Here is a 15,699-nt window from a genome sequence, read left to right on the forward strand (position 1 = left end):
GCCGGACAGACGCTGTAGCTAGCGCTTCGGCTTGGGCAGCACAATTCTACCCTGGGAGGCAATGCCACCCCACTTGGCGGACCAGCCGATTTCCGAGGCCGAGGATGGCTCAATGCTTGTCTGACCTCGGGCGCCTTGCAATGCAAACAGGGCGCCCTGGGGATCGACACATCGTGCGATCCAGCAGCCATCGGGCAATTCGATCGGACCCTGGAGGATCCGGCCTCCGCCAGCATTCACATGTTTCGTGGCAGCACCGATGTCGTCGACATTGAAGTAATGCAGCCAGCTCGGCTGCGCTACGCTCGGAAGTTTCGTGAGCATTCCGCCGACAGTCTGCCCACCCGCCGAAAACAGTTGATACCAGGCCGCTGGTTCGCTTTGAGCGTCGGCCTTCTGCCAACCGAATAGTTCTCTGTAGAAAGCGAAGATCGCGGTTCGGTCGGCGGCCAGTAACTCATGCCAGCCTACGCGCCCCGGCTCGTCCAGCCGGCCCGGTTTCCGTCGGCCATATGCTGGTTCTTTGATCAGCCCGAATGTCGCCTCCTGCGGATCGGCAACGACTGCTATGCGGCCAATATTGGTGTCGGTCGGCGGCACAAGGATCGCACCTCCAAGACGCGTGATCTGCGCGGCGGTTGCATCCGGGTCGTCGACGGCGACGTATCCCATCCATCTCGGCGTCGCCCCCAATCTCCGCCCCTCTTCCGGGATATCCATAAGTCCGCCCAGCGGAGCGCCGCCGCTACGAAGCACCATGTAAGGCAGTTCCGGGGTCGATTCATCCTTCACGCCCCAGCCGACGGCCTTGCGATAAAATGCGCCCGCCGCTGCGACATCCGTGGTCAGAAGTTCATACCAAGCGAAGCGCCCTGAATGATCTGCCACGCCGATCTCCGTTCAAGATTCGATGCGCTTGCGGCACTGCACCAAGCTGCACGCGCACCAAAAGCGTGGATCGGTGATGCGTTGTCTCAACTGGCCATGCCGATTGCCGTTCATGAAGATGAATACATCCTGAACGTCCGGCGCCGCGTTTTTGTGCGCGTAATCGTTGCTCGCGTTATTTCCTGGGCGTAGACTTACCGCGGCTGGGATGCTTCTTGCAATGCTCGGAGGTTCGACCATGCGGCAGGCGAGGAAGACTTCTCAAGGGAAGAAGCGAGCAACCAAAGTCGCCGTACCGGCGCTAGGAGCCGCAGGGTTGACGTTGTCGCTGGCGGGAGGCGCATCGGCGTCCGCCGTGCCGGCACCCGACGCACAACAATTGCCGCACTTTGGAACGGGTCAGGCAATCACGCTCGATGAAGAGGAAATGGCTGACGTCAGCCTCGCCACCTTCCATCTTTTCGACAAGGAAAACGCCGGTAGCCGCGTGCAGCTGGCATGGCGCGGATGCGGCGGCTGCCGCGGCTGCAGAGGCTGTCGGGGTTGCCGTAGTTGCCGATGTGGCGTCGGTTGCCGATGTGCAGGTTGTGCAGTTGGTGTGGTGGGATGCGCCGTATCATGCGCGGGTTGCTGCGCATCGTGGGGCCGCTGCCGCTGGTGCTAGGCCTCGGCGCGTTCCGAATGTCAAACTCACGGGTTGATAGGTCATTGGCCGGCCTCAAGAAAGGGTCCGGCCAATTGCTTGATTTCGCTACGACGCTTGCATCGGCGGCTTGCGCGTGACGGCCCAATTCGTTTCAATTCTCCGGGAAAATGCCGGCGCGGGCGCGACGATCCGTCTTGCGCCCGGGATCTAGCGTAACGGCAACAGGATCAGCGTGCTGACTCAATGACTGCAACTCGCAAGACCCGCGTTGCGCGGCAGACCCGCCAAGACACTCTCCGATTTGCACCGAACTTCACCGCTTACGTATTGCCTCCCGATGCGGTTTGTCTCTATTCCGAGAACCGCAAATTCTTCCTGCACGGCGAACTCTACTGCGCCCTCGCCACCGCGATCGGGCAACACGGCAAGGCCAGGTCGGAGATCATTCGCCAGCTTTCGAAGCGCTTCCCGGTCGACAAGATCGAGGAAGCAATCAAGCGGCTGCTCGATCGCCGATATGTCGTTGCGCGGACCCCGAAAGCGTTCCACGACGCCGTCGGCGGTTTCCTGGCAAGCCTCGGCATACCTTTGGAGGTCGCGGAACAGAATCTTCGTAATTGCCCCGTCCAGGTCGAGTCGATTGACGTCAAAGGCGCCAAGGAGCTGACCGCGGCGTTGAGCAAGCTCGGCGTTCAAATTGCCAAGCGAGCGCCGAAGTTCACGATCACGCTGGCGAACGACTATCTCGACCGGCGACTTGCTGAACTGAACCAGGAGCGTGTGGCCGGCAAGACGCCCTGGTTGCTGGTACAACCATCCGGCCCGTTTCCGCTGGTCGGGCCCGTGTTCAAACCGGGCGAGAGCGCCTGCTGGACCTGCCTGTTCGATCGCATGATCCGCAACCGGGAGATCAAGGGGTTTCTTGACCGGGGACCGGCGCGTGCGGTTGCCATATCGCCTCTCGTCAGAGAAAGCGTCGGCCAGACTGGAATCCATTTTGCGGCCGTCGAGATCGCCAAGGCAATTGCCTCGGATTTTCGCACCGATTTGTGCAATCACATCGCAAGCTTCGACCTGACCGGAGCCGCCATCGCCAAGCACTACGTGACGCGACGTCCGCAATGTCCGACCTGCGGCAACAGGAAGCTGAACAACCCGCGCCGATCTCCGGCCCTGGTCGAGATTGCCGAGGGCAAGAGGCTCGTCATGACCAGCGGTGGATATCGCACCGTGACGTCGCGGTCGACGGTGTCGCGCTTCCGCAAGCATGTGAGCCCACTGACAGGGGTGGTGACTAGGCTCGAACGAATCGACGTCGACCTGCCGATGAACACCAACTACTTCGCCCAGCACAATTTCTCCGCGCCGGCCCACAGCATCGACCAGCTCAGGTCCGGATTGAGCGGGGGCAGCTTTGGCAAGGGCTCGACCGCCGAGCAGGGCGAAGCCAGCGCGCTGATGGAATCGATCGAACGCTATTCGGGCATTTTCCAGGGCGATGAGATCAGGACGACGCGTCGATTTGCCGATTTCGCGCCTGGCGACGCGCTTCTTCCCAACGATATCCAGCTCTTCAGCGAAACGCAGTTCAAGAACAGGTTTCTCCAGCAACCGGACGATCCCCATCCGGTTCCCGAGCCGTTCGATCCCTCGACGAGGACCGAGTGGTCGCCGGTCTCATCGCTGCGCGACAAACGCTTCAAATATCTGCCGACGGGCCTCCTGTACTTCTTCTATGGCGGCTTTCATACGGATTCCAACGGCTGCGCGGCCGGCAACACCCGCGACGAAGCGATTGTCCAGGGCTTCCTCGAACTGATCGAGCGCGATGCCTACGCGATCTGGTGGTACAACCGGGTGCAGCGCACCAAGGTCGACCTCGAGCAGTTCGACGATTTCTATGTCCGGGATCTCCAGACTCAATTTGCGGAAGCCGGGCGCAAGCTGTGGGTGCTCGATATCACCACTGACCTCGGCATTCCGACTTACGTGGCGATCATGCACTGGATGCAGGATGGACACGAGAATATCGAGTTCGGCTCCGGCGCGCATTTCGACCGCCGCATAGCCCTGCTGCGCTCCCTCACCGAGCTGACCCAATTCATGTCCGTTAGCATGATGGGCGGTGCGAGCGACGAGAAGCCGACCCTCGACGGTGTCACACCGCTGCGTCTGGAAGACTACCCGTTCCTGACACCGAGCGATCGCCCTATCCTCCCCCCAGCGCCGAGCCTCAAGCTTCACGACAATACGCGGGACCAGGTCATCGCCTGCGTCGAGATCGCAGCCCGTGCGGGCTACGATTTCCTCGTCCTCGACCAGACGCGTCTCGATGTCGAGGTTCCGGTCGTCAGAGTGCTCGTTCCCGGCTTGCGTCATTTTTATCGCCGCTTCGCACCGGGCCGCCTTTACGATGTGCCGGTGAAGCTCGGTTTGTTGGACCGGCCGCGACCGGAAAGCGATCTGACTTCATTCGTCCCACACACCTGAAGGGTTGCACTTTCGTGCGCGCTCCCCGGAAAAAGCCGACCAGGAGGATCGCGCCAGACATTGCCGCCCGATTGAGCCATCACTTCTCCCTCCAGATGCAGCCGGATGGAAACGTCGCCGCCTTTCTGGGCGACTATTCCGTCAACCTCGGGCAATTCAGCGCGGCCGCGATGGACTGCGCGCGACATCTGAGCACCGGCCTTCCGCTCGCGTCCTTTGCAGGCAAGAGCGCCCTCGCGAGAGACGTCGACGCCCTGGTGCATCGCTTGGCCCGGCAGGGGCTTCTGGAATACCGCCTCTCCTCTTCGCGTAACACGCAGGACTTCGTGGTCATCGAGCCCCAAGTCCCCGAATACTGGCCGCGGCGCGCGAAGCTGGGCAGCCGTGACACCGTTGTGTTGTCGCGCTTTGCCTTTCTGCGCCGGCGCGGCAACGAGTTGGTGCTGGAATCGCCACGCGCCGGCGCGCTGTTCCGGATTGGCGATCCCGCCATCGCCACCACCCTTGCTGCGCTGTCGCAGCCTCGGAAGATCGGCAAGCTTAACCAGAAGATAGCTTCCTCCACCCTCCATCTGCTCGAACTGTTGCTGGACAGCCAGATCCTGCTCAAGCTCGATGCGAAGGACGGACAAGGCCTGCGGGTGAACGAAGGCGACGGCAACCTCGTACTCTGGGATTTCCACGATCTGGTGTTTCACACGCGGAGCACGGAGGGTCGGCAAGCCAATCCGGTCGGCGCCGCCTTCACCTATGCCGGCGTCGTTCCGCCGCCGCCGGCGGTGCGTCCGCCCTGGGCCGGCAGCAAGATTGACCTGCGCAAATTCTCCTCCGCGGAGCCGAACTCTCCCTTCCCGAAGCTGTTGCGCGAACGCCATTCAACACGGGATTTCGACGACAAGAATCCGATCACGCTCGGCGAACTCGCGCAGTTTCTCGACACCACCGCGCGCGTTGTGTCCGAATGGAAGAGCGAGCCGTATTTCGAGGGCGGTTCCGACGTCACCTACAGCACAAGGCCTTATCCGTCAGCGGGCAGCGCGTACGAGCTAGAATTGTACCTTACCGTCGCGAACTGCGACGGGCTTGCGCGCGGACTCTACCACTACGATGCAGGGAGCCACGCGCTAGTCGCGATCAGCGCTTCCCCCCAACAACTCCAGGAGCATTTGAAGGCTGCCCAGTTCGCCATGGACGCGCCGGGTCAGCCACAAATCCTCATCACGATCGCGGCGCGTTTTGGCCGGGTCTCCTGGAAATACAGCTCAATCGCATATTCGTTGATCCTGAAGGATGTCGGCAGCCTGATTCAGACGCTTTACCTGGCGGCGACCGATATGGGCCTCGGCGGCTGCGCCATTGGCAGCACCAACATCGATCTGTTCGCAAAGATGACGGAGTTGGAATTCCATATCGAGGGCCCGGTCGGTCAATTCGCGCTCGGGCGCGGCAAAAAACCGGAGGTCCAAGGCTAGAAGCGGGTGTCCGACGGCAAATCGGCGCACGCCTCAAGCCAGTCGCGCTATTGCAGCGTCGGATCGAGCCGATCGCGCAGCCAGTCGCCGATCACGGAGACCGCCAGCGTGGTGATGACGATGGTGGTCGCCGGCGCCAGCATGATCCAGGGCGCCCGGGTGAGGTATTCGCGGCCATAGCCGACCATGTTGCCGAGGCTGGTCATCGGCGGCTGCACGCCGAGGCCGAGGAAGGACAGGCCCGACTCCATCAGGATCACCTCGGGGAAGACCAGCGTCGTGGAGACGATCAGGGTCGAGGCGATGTTGGGCAGGATGTGGCGCAAGTAAATCCGAGACGGCGTCGCCCCGAGCTGACGGACGGCGGCGGCATAGCCTTGCGCATTGGCGGAGATCGCCAGTCCCCGCGCGATGCGGGCATAGCGCTCCCAGCCAAAAAACCCCATCAGGCCGATCAGCAGCGGCAGCGAATTGCCGAAGAAAGCGAGCACGGCCAGCGCCATGATCAGGAAGGGCATGCTGGCCTGGAAGTCGGACAGCATCAGCACGAGCTGCTCGACGAACCCGCGAAAATGCGCGGCGAGAAAGCCGAGCGTGGTGCCGACGATCGCCGAGATCGCGGTGGCGCCGAACGCGATCAGCAGCGAGATGCGGATCGAGACGAGCAGCCGCGACAGCACGTCGCGGCCGAGCTCGTCGGTGCCGAGCCAGTGCGCGACATTGCCGGGCGCCGAGAGGCGGTTGCGCAGGTCGAGCTGGGTGAAGCCATACGGCGCGATCTTCTCGGCGAGGGCCGCGATCACCAGCATCGCGACGATCCAGCCGACCGCAAGCGCGACAGACACCGGGATCGCCGGCAGGCCGATGCGGCGGCGGACACTAGAGCCCTTTCCGTTCCGATGAAATCGGAACGGGGCTCTAGATTCTAGTTTTGACGCGTTTTCTTTACGCGAACCGGTATCCACTTCGCTTGAAAACGCTTCGGTATCCTTCAGCGTCGCGTCGGTCATGCATGCGCTCCCCTGGCGCGCAGCCGTGGATCGAGGAAGCCGTAGAGGAAGTCGACGACCAGGTTGGACGTGACCATGGTCAGTGCGACCAGCAGCAGGATGCATTGCACGACGGCGAGGTCGCGGTTGGCGACGGCGACGACGAGCAGGCGCCCTACCCCGGGCCACGAAAACACGCTCTCGACCACGACGGCGCCAGCGATCAGCGTTCCCACCATGAAGCCGAGAATGGTCACGGTCGGGATCGCCGCGTTCGGCAGCGCATGCGAGGTCACCACCTTGCGCCACGGTACGCCCTTGGCGGACGCCGTACGGATGTAGGGCTGGCCCAGCACCTCCAGCATCGCGCTGCGGGTGAACCGCGCCAGCACCGCTGCGCCGCCGAGGCTCAGCGTCGCGATCGGCAGGATCGCGTGGCGCCAGCTGTCCTGTCCGCCCGACGGCAGCCATCCCAGCTGCACGGCGAAGACGAGCACCAGCAGCAACGCCAGCACGAAGCTCGGCACGGTGAAGCCGGCAACCGCCGTCATCATCACGGCGCGGTCGATCGCAGAGCCGCGATGCAGCGCGGCGTAGATGCCGGCGGGAATGCCGAGCGCCACCTTGAAGACGAAGGCCGGCAGCGTCAGCGCCAGCGTCGCCGGAATTCGCTCCAGCACGAGCTCGATCGCCGGGCGGCCGTCGCGCATGGAGCGGCCGAGCTCGCCCTTGGCGATGGCGCTGAAGTAATCGAGATACTGGAACCAGATGGGATCATCGAGGCCCCAAGCTTTGCGGAAGGCCGCGATGACCTCCGGTGGCGCTTCCGGTCCCAGGATCATCAACGCAGGATCGCCTGATAGCCGCAGCACGACGAAGGCGAAGGTGACGACCAGGACGATCGTCAGGGCCGCGCGTCCGATCCGGATGGCAAGATAACGCCCCATCACGCGGCGTCCCGCGTTTCGACCAGCGGACCCGTCACCAGATGGCACGCGACCTGCCTGTTGCCGCCCACGGCCGAGAGAGCCGGCACTTCGCTCGCACAGCGCGCGATTGCGCGCGGGCAGCGCGGATGGAAGGCGCAGCCCCGGGGGCGCGCAGCCGGGTTGGGCGGATCGCCCGCCAGCACGATGCGGCCCGCGCTGCGGCGGCCGGGTGCCGGCGAGGCCGAAACCAGCGCCTGCGTATAGGGATGCTCCGGCCGCGCGAACAGATCGTCGGCCCTGCCGATCTCGACGATGCGGCCCAGATACATCACGGCGACGATATTGCTGATCTGCCTGATAACGCGCAGGTCGTGGCTGATGAAGAGCAGCGTGAGACCAAGCTGAGCCTGAAGATCGGCGAGCAAATTCACCACCTGCGCCTGGATCGAGACGTCGAGCGCGCTGACCGGCTCGTCGCAGACGAGGAAATCAGGTTTTGTCGCCAGCGCCCGCGCCAGCACGATGCGCTGGCGTTGTCCCCCCGAGAGTGCGCCGGGATAGCGCGCGCCATGCGCGGGCGTCAGTTCGACCGCCCGCAGCAACTCGCGGACACGTTCCTCGCGTTCGGAGGGCTCACCTACCCCATGAATGTCAAGAGGTTCGCGGATCTGGGTGGCGACCGGCAGCCGCCGGTCCAGCGCACCCAGCGGGTCCTGGAAGATCATCTGCATGCGCGCGCGTTGCGCGCGCCAGGCGGCCGTCCCGGGTGCGGCCATCGGCTTGCCGTCGAACCGCACCTCGCCGCTATCGGGCGGCTCGAGGCCGAGCACGATGCGGCCCGCGGTGGATTTGCCCGAGCCGGACTCGCCGACGAGACCCAGCGTTTCGCCCTTGGGGATGGCCAGCGACACGCCGTCGACGGCATGCACGGCCGTGCTGCGGCCAAACATCCCGGAGCGCATGCTGTAACTGCGCGAGATCGAAGACACCTCGACGAGCGGCGCGCTCATTCGGCGGCGATCCCGAGCAGCGCGCGGCGCGAGGCCTCGGCGCGGATGCATGCGACGGCACGGTCGTTCGTGATCGGTGCCAGGCTCGGCGCGGCGAGGCCACATGGCTCAGCCGCCAACGCACAGCGCGGCGCGAACGCGCAGCCATCAGGCATATTCGCGGGATCGGGCACCGTGCCGGGAATGGCGGTGAGACGCCGGCGCGGACCGTCGAGCGGCGGCAGCGCGCCGATCAGACCCTGCGCATAGGGATGCACGGGATCGGCGAAGAGCTGGTTGGCCGGCGCCTCCTCGATGATGCGGCCGGCATACATCACCGCGACGCGGTCGCAATTCTCCGCGACGACGCCGAGGTCATGGCTGATCAGGACCATCGCCATGCTCATCTCGCGGCGGATCGACGAGAGCAGCTCCAGGATCTGGGCCTGAATGGTGGCGTCGAGGGCGGTGGTCGGCTCGTCCGCAATCAGCAAATCGGGATTCCCGGCGAGCGCCATCGCGATCATGATGCGCTGGACCTGACCGCCGGAGAATTCGTGCGGATAGGCGGACAGCCGCCGGCCTGCGTCGGGAATGCCGACGATATCGAGCAGCCGCCGCGCTTCGGCTTTCACCGCTTCTCCGGAGAGATCGCGATGCAGCGCCAGCGCTTCGCAAAGCTGCTTGCGGATGGTCAGCACCGGGTTGAGCGCGCTCGCCGGATCCTGGAAGATCATGGCGACCCGCCCGCCCCTGACCCGATCGAGTTCAGCTGCGGGCGCGCCCAGTATTTCACGTCCGTCGAGCCGCACCGAGCCAGAGACCCGCGCATGCCGCGGCAGCAGACCCAGTGCGGCAAGCCAGGTCACCGACTTGCCGGAGCCGGATTCGCCGACGAGGCCGAGGGCCTCGCCCTTGCCCAGGGCGAGATCGACGCCACGCAGCACCGGCACGCCGTTGAAGGCGACGCTCAGGCCTTCAATGCTGACCAGCGGCGACACCTCAAACCTCGAAATTGCCGGCGCGGAAATCCATCGCGAAGGCGGGCGATGCCTTCCACTTGATCGATTTCGGCTTGGCCGTGAAGGTCGCATTCTGGTGCAGCACCGTGAAGGCGGGGTCCTCGCGCTCGGCGATCTCCAGCATGCGGCGGAACGCCTTCTTGCGCGCCGCGCGGTCGGTCGAGGTCTCCAAGAACTCCGAGAGCGTGTTCAGCTCGGCGTTGGTCCACTCGCCGATCTGCTGCTGCTGGCCGTTCGGCCCGTGCTGGGCGACCAGCGAGGAGACCGGATCGTTGAAGGCGGCCGAGTTCGACCAGTCGCGCACGGCGCGGGTCGGGGCACGTTCCATGATCTGCGACCAGTTCTCCTTGGTCTCGATCTGGACGTTGAGGCCGACCGACTTCCACATCTCGACCAGGACCTGCGCGGTCGCGACCTGGTTGGTGTAGTAGTTGTTGAGCAGGCGATACGGGATCGGATCGCCCTTGTAGTTGGCCTGCTTCAACAGGTCCTGCGCGAGCTTCGGATCATAGGCCGGCACGTTCCAGTCGGCGTTGAACATGTCGCCGTAAAATTCCCACTGCAGGCCTTTCGGCACGCGGGTGCGGCCGGCCCACAGGCTGTCGACGATGGCCTGGCGGTCGATCGCATGGGTGAAGGCGCGCCGCACCAGCGGATTGGCGAGCTGGGCGTGGTTCTTGTCGAACACGGTCAGGCGGTGATTGAGGATGGTGCCGCCCTGCACTTCGAACGCCGCGTTCTTCTCGATGCCGGCGATCTGGTCCGGCGGGATGTCGCAGGCGAACTGGTACTCGCCCGAGAGCAGCCCGTTGATGCGGCTCGTGACTTCGGGCACTTCGAGGAAACGGATGCGCTTGAGCGGCGGACGGCCGCCCCAATATTCGTCATGTGCTTCCAGCGTCAGCGAGACGTCGGGCTTGAGCTCGACGACCTTGTACGGCCCCGTCGTGATCGGCTTGCGCGCCCAATCGAGATAGCTCGCGGATTCCGCCCAGGCCCGGCGGTTTGCGATGTCAGAGCCGTAGCGCGACAGCCGGCCTTCGATGGTGACGTCAGGCGTCGCGTTGTAGAAGCGCACGGTGTACTTGTCGACCGCGTCGACGCGCACGAGGTCCGGCCAGATGCGGCGGGCGACCGCGGGCACATCGGGCGGCAGTTCCTTGCCCGGACGCGGCGTCGGAATCTTCTCGAAGGCCTGGATGGTGGAGCGGCTCTTGGCCTCGCTCTCGCCGAACATGCGCTCGCGGCTGAAGGTGAAGACCACGTCCTCGGCCGTCAGCTCGTCGCCATTGTGGAATTTCACGCCCTGCCGCAGCTTCACCTCGACGGTCTGGTCGTCGATGCGACGCCACTCGGTGGCGAGGCCCGGCACAGCCTCCAGGCTGCCGCGCCAGTTCTTGGAGATCAGGCCCTCCCAGATCGAGGAGAAGAACACGCGCTCGCCGACATTGGATTGCTCGCGCAGCACGTCGAGCACGTTCGAATTTGTCACCTTCTGCACGGCGATCGTCACCGACGGACGGTTGTCGGCCTGCCCGATCGCAAAGCGCGGCAGGAGAAGCGTGCTCGCGGCAGCGCCGCCAGACTTCAGGATGGTGCGTCGGGTGAGTTTGTTCATGACGATAAGCCCTGCCCTTGATGAGGTCGGTTATTCAGCGAGACCAAGCGCGGCGAGATGGGCTGCGCCGGCGCGGACGTCGTCGTGGTTGCGGAGTTCGAGGATCAGCCGCGGGTTGGAGGTCAGCCGGCCCAGCGCGCGGAACACGGCGACCCACGGAATGTTGCCTTCGCCCGGCGCCCAGTGCCGGTCGGCAAAGCCGTCGGTGTCCTGGAGATGCACATGCGTCAGCATGTCGCCTGCAGTCTCGACATAGTAGTCGACCGGCGGCGCGCCGGTGGAGATGTGCGCGTAATTGGCATGCCCGGTGTCGAGCGAGACGCGGACCTTGTTGCTCTCGAGCGCCTTGGCGAGGCGCACGCGGTCGCGCGGGTCCTTGTCCTCGATGTTCTCGATGACGATCTCGCAGCCGGTCGTCTCGGCGCGCGCGATCACCTCGGCAAGCGTCGCCCTGACCCGTTCGACCAGATTGCCGCGATTGTCCGGATAGAGATCGAGATTGTTGTGGTCCCACGTCGTGAACGGCGAATGGATCACCATCTGCGTCGCACCGAGGAACTCGGCGGCCTCCAGCCCCTGGAGCAGACGCTTGGTCACAGCCTGGCGGATCATCGGGTCCTGGCTGTCGATCTTGAAGCCCCAGAACGGTCCGTGAATGCCGAGACGGCCGGTGTGGCCCGCGAACATCTGCTTGATGTCGCCGGCGGTCGCGCGCCAGTCGCTATCGAGGAGATCGGCGCGGAAGAAATCCTGGATTTCGAGATCGCGCTGCCGTTCCAGAAGCCAGTCGCGATGCGCGAGGATCGATTTGATGGACAATGCGGCGCCCAGTACCGGCTTCGACATGGCTTGCTCCTTGGCCGTCAGCAATGACGGGAGCAGCGCTAGACCAGTTCAATGACAGGCCAGTGAAATCGAGGTTCCGCGGCACCGAGAGATGTGGACATCCTGCGCATCGCCAGCATCGATCTTGTGCACCGTGCCGTCGGCTTAGGCGCCCGCAGCTTCGCGCAGAAAGAAGCTCGCGCGTGTCCGTAGTGATCCGGAATGGAATCCTATTTCGATCTCACGTACATCGCGAGACATCGATCGGCGGCCACTTCCAAGGGCATCACCCTCTGATCGCGCACCACGGGGTTGGGGGACCACATGGGGCGGGGGATTGAAGGCTGGGGCAAGGTGACGAGGTCCGGACTCCTAGGCACTCCGGACCTCGAAACTTTCAACATCGAACGCAAACGCGCCGCCGAGCTGATTCAGCCCGGCGGCGCGTTGTCGTTTCAGCGCGGTCTTGTCAATTCCGGCGCTTAGCGCGTTTACGGCTCGATCGTCTCCCCGGCAATGTCGATCCGCCGCGCCATTCAGTTCGGTACGTTCCGCTCGAGATCCTCGAGCCATGCCGCAGCGCTCGAATCCGACGGCGCGCGCCAGTCGCCACGCGGCGACAGCGAGCCGCCGGCCGAAACCTTCGGGCCGTTCGGCATAGCCGAGCGCTTGAACTGGCTGAAGGCGAAGAAGCGGCGCAGGAACACTTCGAGCCAGCGGCGGATCTCGGGAAGATCGTAGGCCTTGCGCCGATCGTTCGGGAACGCTGGCGGCCATTCGCCCTTGGCGACATCCCTCCACGCCTGCAGCGCCATGAAGGCGATCTTGGACGGCCGCATGCCGAAGCGGAGCGTGTAGAACAGGTTGAAATCCTGGAGCTCGTAGGGGCCGACGGAAGCTTCGGTGCTCTGCGGTTTCTCGCCCGGCTTGACCGGAACCAGCTCGGGCGAGATTTCGGCCGACAGGATCGAGGCAAGCGTCCGGTTGACGTCGTCGCTGAACTGCTGCGAGGCGATCACCCAGCGGATCAGATGCTGGATCAGCGTCTTCGGCACGCCCGCATTGACGTTGTAATGCGCCATCTGGTCGCCGACGCCGTAGGTGCACCAGCCCAGCGCGAGCTCGGAGAGATCGCCGGTTCCGATGACGATGCCGCCGTGATGGTTGGCAAGGCGGAACAGATAGTCCGTGCGCAGACCCGCCTGCACGTTCTCGAAGGTGATGTCGTAGACCTTCTCGCCCTTGCCGAAGGGATGGCCGATATCCTTCAGCATCTGGGTTGCCGTGGTGCGGATGTCGAGCTCCTGCCAATTCGTCTGCAACGCCTTCATCAGCGCCAGCGCATTGCTCTTGCTTTCGCTGCCGGTGGCAAAGCCCGGCATGGTGTAGGCGAGGATGTTCTCGCGCGGCAGGCCGAGCAGGTCGACGGCCTTCGCGGCGACGATCAGCGCGTGGGTGGAATCGAGCCCGCCCGAGACGCCGATGGCGACGCGCTTGGTGCCGGTCGCGCGCATGCGCTGCACGAGGCCGGCGACCTGGATGTTGTAGGCCTCGTAGCAATCCTGCTCGAGCAGGCTCTCATCACTCGGCACGAACGGGAAGCGCTCGACCTTGCGCAGGAAGCCGACGTCGGAGGCCGGCGGCTTCAGCGCGAACGTCACCTTGCGGAAGAACGCCTCACGCTGCCGGCGGTTGTCGTCGAACGTCCCCATCAAGGCGCGCTCCTGCCTGAGCAGGTCGAGATCGACGTCGGCGAACGTGATCTGGCCCCCCTGGCGGAACCGCTCGCCTTCGGCCAGCAGCACGCCGTTCTCGTAGATCGAGGTCTGGCCGTCCCAGGCCAGATCGGTGGTCGATTCCCCTGCCCCGGCGGCGGAATAGACGTAGGCCGCGAGGCAGCGCGCCGAGGTCGACTGGCACAGCAGTGCGCGCGAGCGCGCCCGGCCGATCGTGATCGGGCTGCCCGAGAGGTTGATCAGCACGCTGGCGCCTGCAAGTGCGAGCTCCGAGGCCGGGGTCACCGGGATCCACATGTCCTCGCAGATCTCGACGCCGACGGTCAGGCCCGGAACGTCCTCCGCCGCGAACAGCAGATCGACGCCGAAGGGCGCGCGCAGATCGCCGATCGCGATCACCTCACCGGCGATGCCGGCACCGGAGGCGAAATGCCGTCCCTCGTAGAATTCGCGGTAGGTCGGAAGGTAGCTCTTGGGCACCACGCCGAGCAAATTGCCGCGATGGATGACGACGGCGCAATTGTAGATGCGATGGCCAAAGCGCAGCGGCGCGCCGACGATCAGAACGGTCATCAATGCAGCGGAGGCCTCGACGATGGCCGCGAGACCGCGCTCGACCGCATCGAGCAGCGGGTCCTGCTTCACCAGATCTTCGATCGCATAGCCGGACAGGCACAGCTCGGGAAACACGGCAACCGCCGCCGACTGTTCGTGGCAGGCATTGGCCGCCGCCAGGATGGCCTTGGCATTGGCCGAGGGATCGGCGACGTGGGAGGTGGTCACGCAGGCTGCCACGCGCGCAAATCCATGGGCGTAGATCGAGTGGAACGTCATCGAGCGCAGTACCTCTAATTTCTTCCCGGCCGGCCGCAGCCGTCAGCTCTGCACCTATGTAGCCCATCGATCTGGCCCCGTGCAGGCCATCCGCCATCATGCATAACGGATTTGCGCCTCGCTCTGGCCGGCGAGCTCAGGCGCTGCGGGCCAGGACGCCGGTCAGATCGTTGCGCAGCCACTCGGCGATCCGGGGCCAGGCATGCGCGTGGGTCCGCGCGCCCATGAACAGGCCGAGGTGATCGCTTGGCTCGGAGGCCGCCGCGATGAAGGCTGGCGGCGTGCCGACAAGGCCGGCGGTGGCGAGCGCCTGCGTCGCCGGCACCACTTCGTCGTCGAGCCCTGCCAGCAGGAAGATCGGCGCCTTGACGTCCTTCAGATCAATCGCGCGGCCGAGCGCCACAAAGTTGCCGCCGGCAATCCGGTTCTCCCGGAAAATCCGGTTGACGATCTCGAGGTAATAAGCGCCCGGCAGATCGAGCGTCTCCACGTTCCACTGGTCGAAGCGCGCGAGCAGCGCCGCGCCTTCCTCGTTGGATAGCCCCTTCTGCAAGGCGACTGCGATATCCTCGCGGCTTGGCGTCCTGGACCAGAAGCGCAGCATCTCCTCGCCACTGACATTGCCGCCGCCACGCGCGACGAGCTGGTCGTAGACCATTCCCGGCGCGTTGCGGGCGAGCCGGGATAGCGCGGAATCGATCGACAGGTCGACCGGAGCGCCTGCTAGCACCAGCCGTCGCACCTTGGCCGGAAAGCGCGCCGCGTAGAGCAGCGACAGCCAGCCGCCCTGGCACAGGCCGACGAGATCGACCGGCGCGCCGATCTCGTCGATGGCAACGTTGAGATCGGACAGATAGCTGTCGATCGAGAGATAGCGCATGTCCGGGGTGGCCGAGCGCCAGTCGGTGAGATAGACCCGGTCGATGCCGCCATTTTGCAGTGACTGCACCACGCTGTGGCGCGGTGCAAAGTCGGCGATCAGGGCCCGATGCAGCGCATAGGGTGCGCAGACCAGCGCCGGGTGGCCGGACCGGCCCTTCGTGCAATCGCGCAGGCGCATGGTCGCAAGCTCCAGCGCGATCGTGTTGGACGTCGTCCACGGCAGGCTGCTGTCGGCCGGCTCGGCCGGCCCGCGCTCCATCCACCAGAAACAGGCGTCCATGGCGAGCTGCGCCGCCGCAAACGGCCACAGCAGCGGATCGCCTGGGACATGATCCGGCCCGCCCGGCTGCTTGCCTGTCTTCTCCGCCATGGCTATCTC

12 protein-coding genes are annotated in these 15,699 nt (G+C 64.8%); 3 read left to right on the top strand and 9 right to left on the bottom strand.

The window, feature by feature from the left end; translation table 11 throughout:
* Nucleotides 1-18 precede the first annotated feature (18 nt).
* On the bottom strand, nucleotides 19-888 hold the full coding sequence (locus tag XI08_RS18345; protein ID WP_271575459.1) for a VOC family protein: 870 nt from the start codon (nucleotides 886-888) through the stop codon (nucleotides 19-21).
* Between XI08_RS18345 and XI08_RS18350 the strand changes: the two genes are divergently transcribed.
* From XI08_RS18350 to XI08_RS18360, 3 genes are all read left to right on the top strand, one after another.
* Complete coding sequence (locus XI08_RS18350) at nucleotides 877-1,080, top strand: hypothetical protein (protein ID WP_271575460.1); 204 nt, start codon at nucleotides 877-879, stop codon at nucleotides 1,078-1,080. The two genes, XI08_RS18345 and XI08_RS18350, sit on opposite strands and share 12 nt — an antisense overlap.
* Nucleotides 1,081-1,777: 697 nt before the next feature.
* Nucleotides 1,778-4,024, top strand: coding sequence for a TOMM precursor leader peptide-binding protein (locus XI08_RS18355; protein ID WP_271575461.1), 2,247 nt, complete (start codon nucleotides 1,778-1,780; stop codon nucleotides 4,022-4,024).
* 95 nt (nucleotides 4,025-4,119) lie between these two features.
* On the top strand, nucleotides 4,120-5,496 hold the full coding sequence (locus tag XI08_RS18360) for a SagB/ThcOx family dehydrogenase (protein WP_271575479.1): 1,377 nt from the start codon (nucleotides 4,120-4,122) through the stop codon (nucleotides 5,494-5,496).
* 47 nt (nucleotides 5,497-5,543) lie between these two features.
* Here XI08_RS18360 and XI08_RS18365 read toward each other — a convergent pair whose 3' ends face one another.
* The 8 genes from XI08_RS18365 to XI08_RS18400 all read right to left on the bottom strand — a co-directional run bounded on the left by XI08_RS18365 (nucleotide 5,544) and on the right by XI08_RS18400 (nucleotide 15,690).
* Nucleotides 5,544-6,506, bottom strand: a complete 963-nt coding sequence (locus XI08_RS18365) for an ABC transporter permease (protein WP_271575462.1) — start codon at nucleotides 6,504-6,506, stop codon at nucleotides 5,544-5,546.
* Entirely contained in the window at nucleotides 6,503-7,432 is a 930-nt protein-coding gene (locus XI08_RS18370; protein WP_271575463.1) for an ABC transporter permease, read from the bottom strand. The genes XI08_RS18365 and XI08_RS18370 overlap by 4 nt, the downstream gene beginning before the upstream one ends.
* Entirely contained in the window at nucleotides 7,432-8,424 is a 993-nt protein-coding gene (locus tag XI08_RS18375; protein WP_271575464.1) for an ABC transporter ATP-binding protein, read from the bottom strand. Before XI08_RS18375 ends, XI08_RS18370 begins: the two co-directional genes overlap by 1 nt.
* Nucleotides 8,421-9,404 (bottom strand): ABC transporter ATP-binding protein, encoded by a 984-nt coding sequence (locus XI08_RS18380; RefSeq protein WP_271575465.1) that lies wholly within the window; start codon nucleotides 9,402-9,404, stop codon nucleotides 8,421-8,423. The genes XI08_RS18375 and XI08_RS18380 overlap by 4 nt, the downstream gene beginning before the upstream one ends.
* A gap of 1 nt (nucleotide 9,405) precedes the next feature.
* On the bottom strand, nucleotides 9,406-11,043 hold the full coding sequence (locus XI08_RS18385) for an ABC transporter substrate-binding protein (protein ID WP_271575466.1): 1,638 nt from the start codon (nucleotides 11,041-11,043) through the stop codon (nucleotides 9,406-9,408).
* Nucleotides 11,044-11,073: 30 nt separating this feature from the next.
* The gene (locus XI08_RS18390; protein ID WP_271575467.1) at nucleotides 11,074-11,889 is read right to left on the bottom strand and encodes a sugar phosphate isomerase/epimerase family protein; all 816 of its coding nucleotides are present in this window, start codon (nucleotides 11,887-11,889) and stop codon (nucleotides 11,074-11,076) included.
* Between the two features lie 515 nt (nucleotides 11,890-12,404).
* A complete protein-coding gene (locus tag XI08_RS18395; RefSeq protein WP_271575468.1) occupies nucleotides 12,405-14,438 on the bottom strand; it encodes an NAD(+) synthase in 2,034 nt (677 codons plus the stop codon).
* Between the two features lie 136 nt (nucleotides 14,439-14,574).
* Nucleotides 14,575-15,690: an alpha/beta fold hydrolase gene (locus XI08_RS18400; RefSeq protein WP_271575469.1), complete on the bottom strand. Its 1,116-nt coding sequence runs from the start codon at nucleotides 15,688-15,690 to the stop codon at nucleotides 14,575-14,577.
* Between the last annotated feature and the right edge of the window lie 9 nt (nucleotides 15,691-15,699).

The sequence above is a fragment of the Bradyrhizobium sp. CCBAU 11361 genome (assembly GCF_028128935.1).
Classification (GTDB): domain Bacteria; phylum Pseudomonadota; class Alphaproteobacteria; order Rhizobiales; family Xanthobacteraceae; genus Bradyrhizobium; species Bradyrhizobium niftali.

Coding starts and splice junctions, on each gene's coding strand:
- XI08_RS18350 (WP_271575460.1), top strand. CDS start 877: ATGATCTGCCACGCCGATCTCCGTTCAAGATTCGATGCGCTTGCGGCA.
- XI08_RS18355 (WP_271575461.1), top strand. CDS start 1,778: ATGACTGCAACTCGCAAGACCCGCGTTGCGCGGCAGACCCGCCAAGAC.
- XI08_RS18360 (WP_271575479.1), top strand. CDS start 4,120: ATGCAGCCGGATGGAAACGTCGCCGCCTTTCTGGGCGACTATTCCGTC.
- XI08_RS18365 (WP_271575462.1), bottom strand. CDS start 6,506: ATGACCGACGCGACGCTGAAGGATACCGAAGCGTTTTCAAGCGAAGTG.
- XI08_RS18370 (WP_271575463.1), bottom strand. CDS start 7,432: ATGGGGCGTTATCTTGCCATCCGGATCGGACGCGCGGCCCTGACGATC.
- XI08_RS18375 (WP_271575464.1), bottom strand. CDS start 8,424: ATGAGCGCGCCGCTCGTCGAGGTGTCTTCGATCTCGCGCAGTTACAGC.
- XI08_RS18385 (WP_271575466.1), bottom strand. CDS start 11,043: ATGAACAAACTCACCCGACGCACCATCCTGAAGTCTGGCGGCGCTGCC.
- XI08_RS18390 (WP_271575467.1), bottom strand. CDS start 11,889: ATGTCGAAGCCGGTACTGGGCGCCGCATTGTCCATCAAATCGATCCTC.
- XI08_RS18395 (WP_271575468.1), bottom strand. CDS start 14,438: ATGACGTTCCACTCGATCTACGCCCATGGATTTGCGCGCGTGGCAGCC.
- XI08_RS18400 (WP_271575469.1), bottom strand. CDS start 15,690: ATGGCGGAGAAGACAGGCAAGCAGCCGGGCGGGCCGGATCATGTCCCA.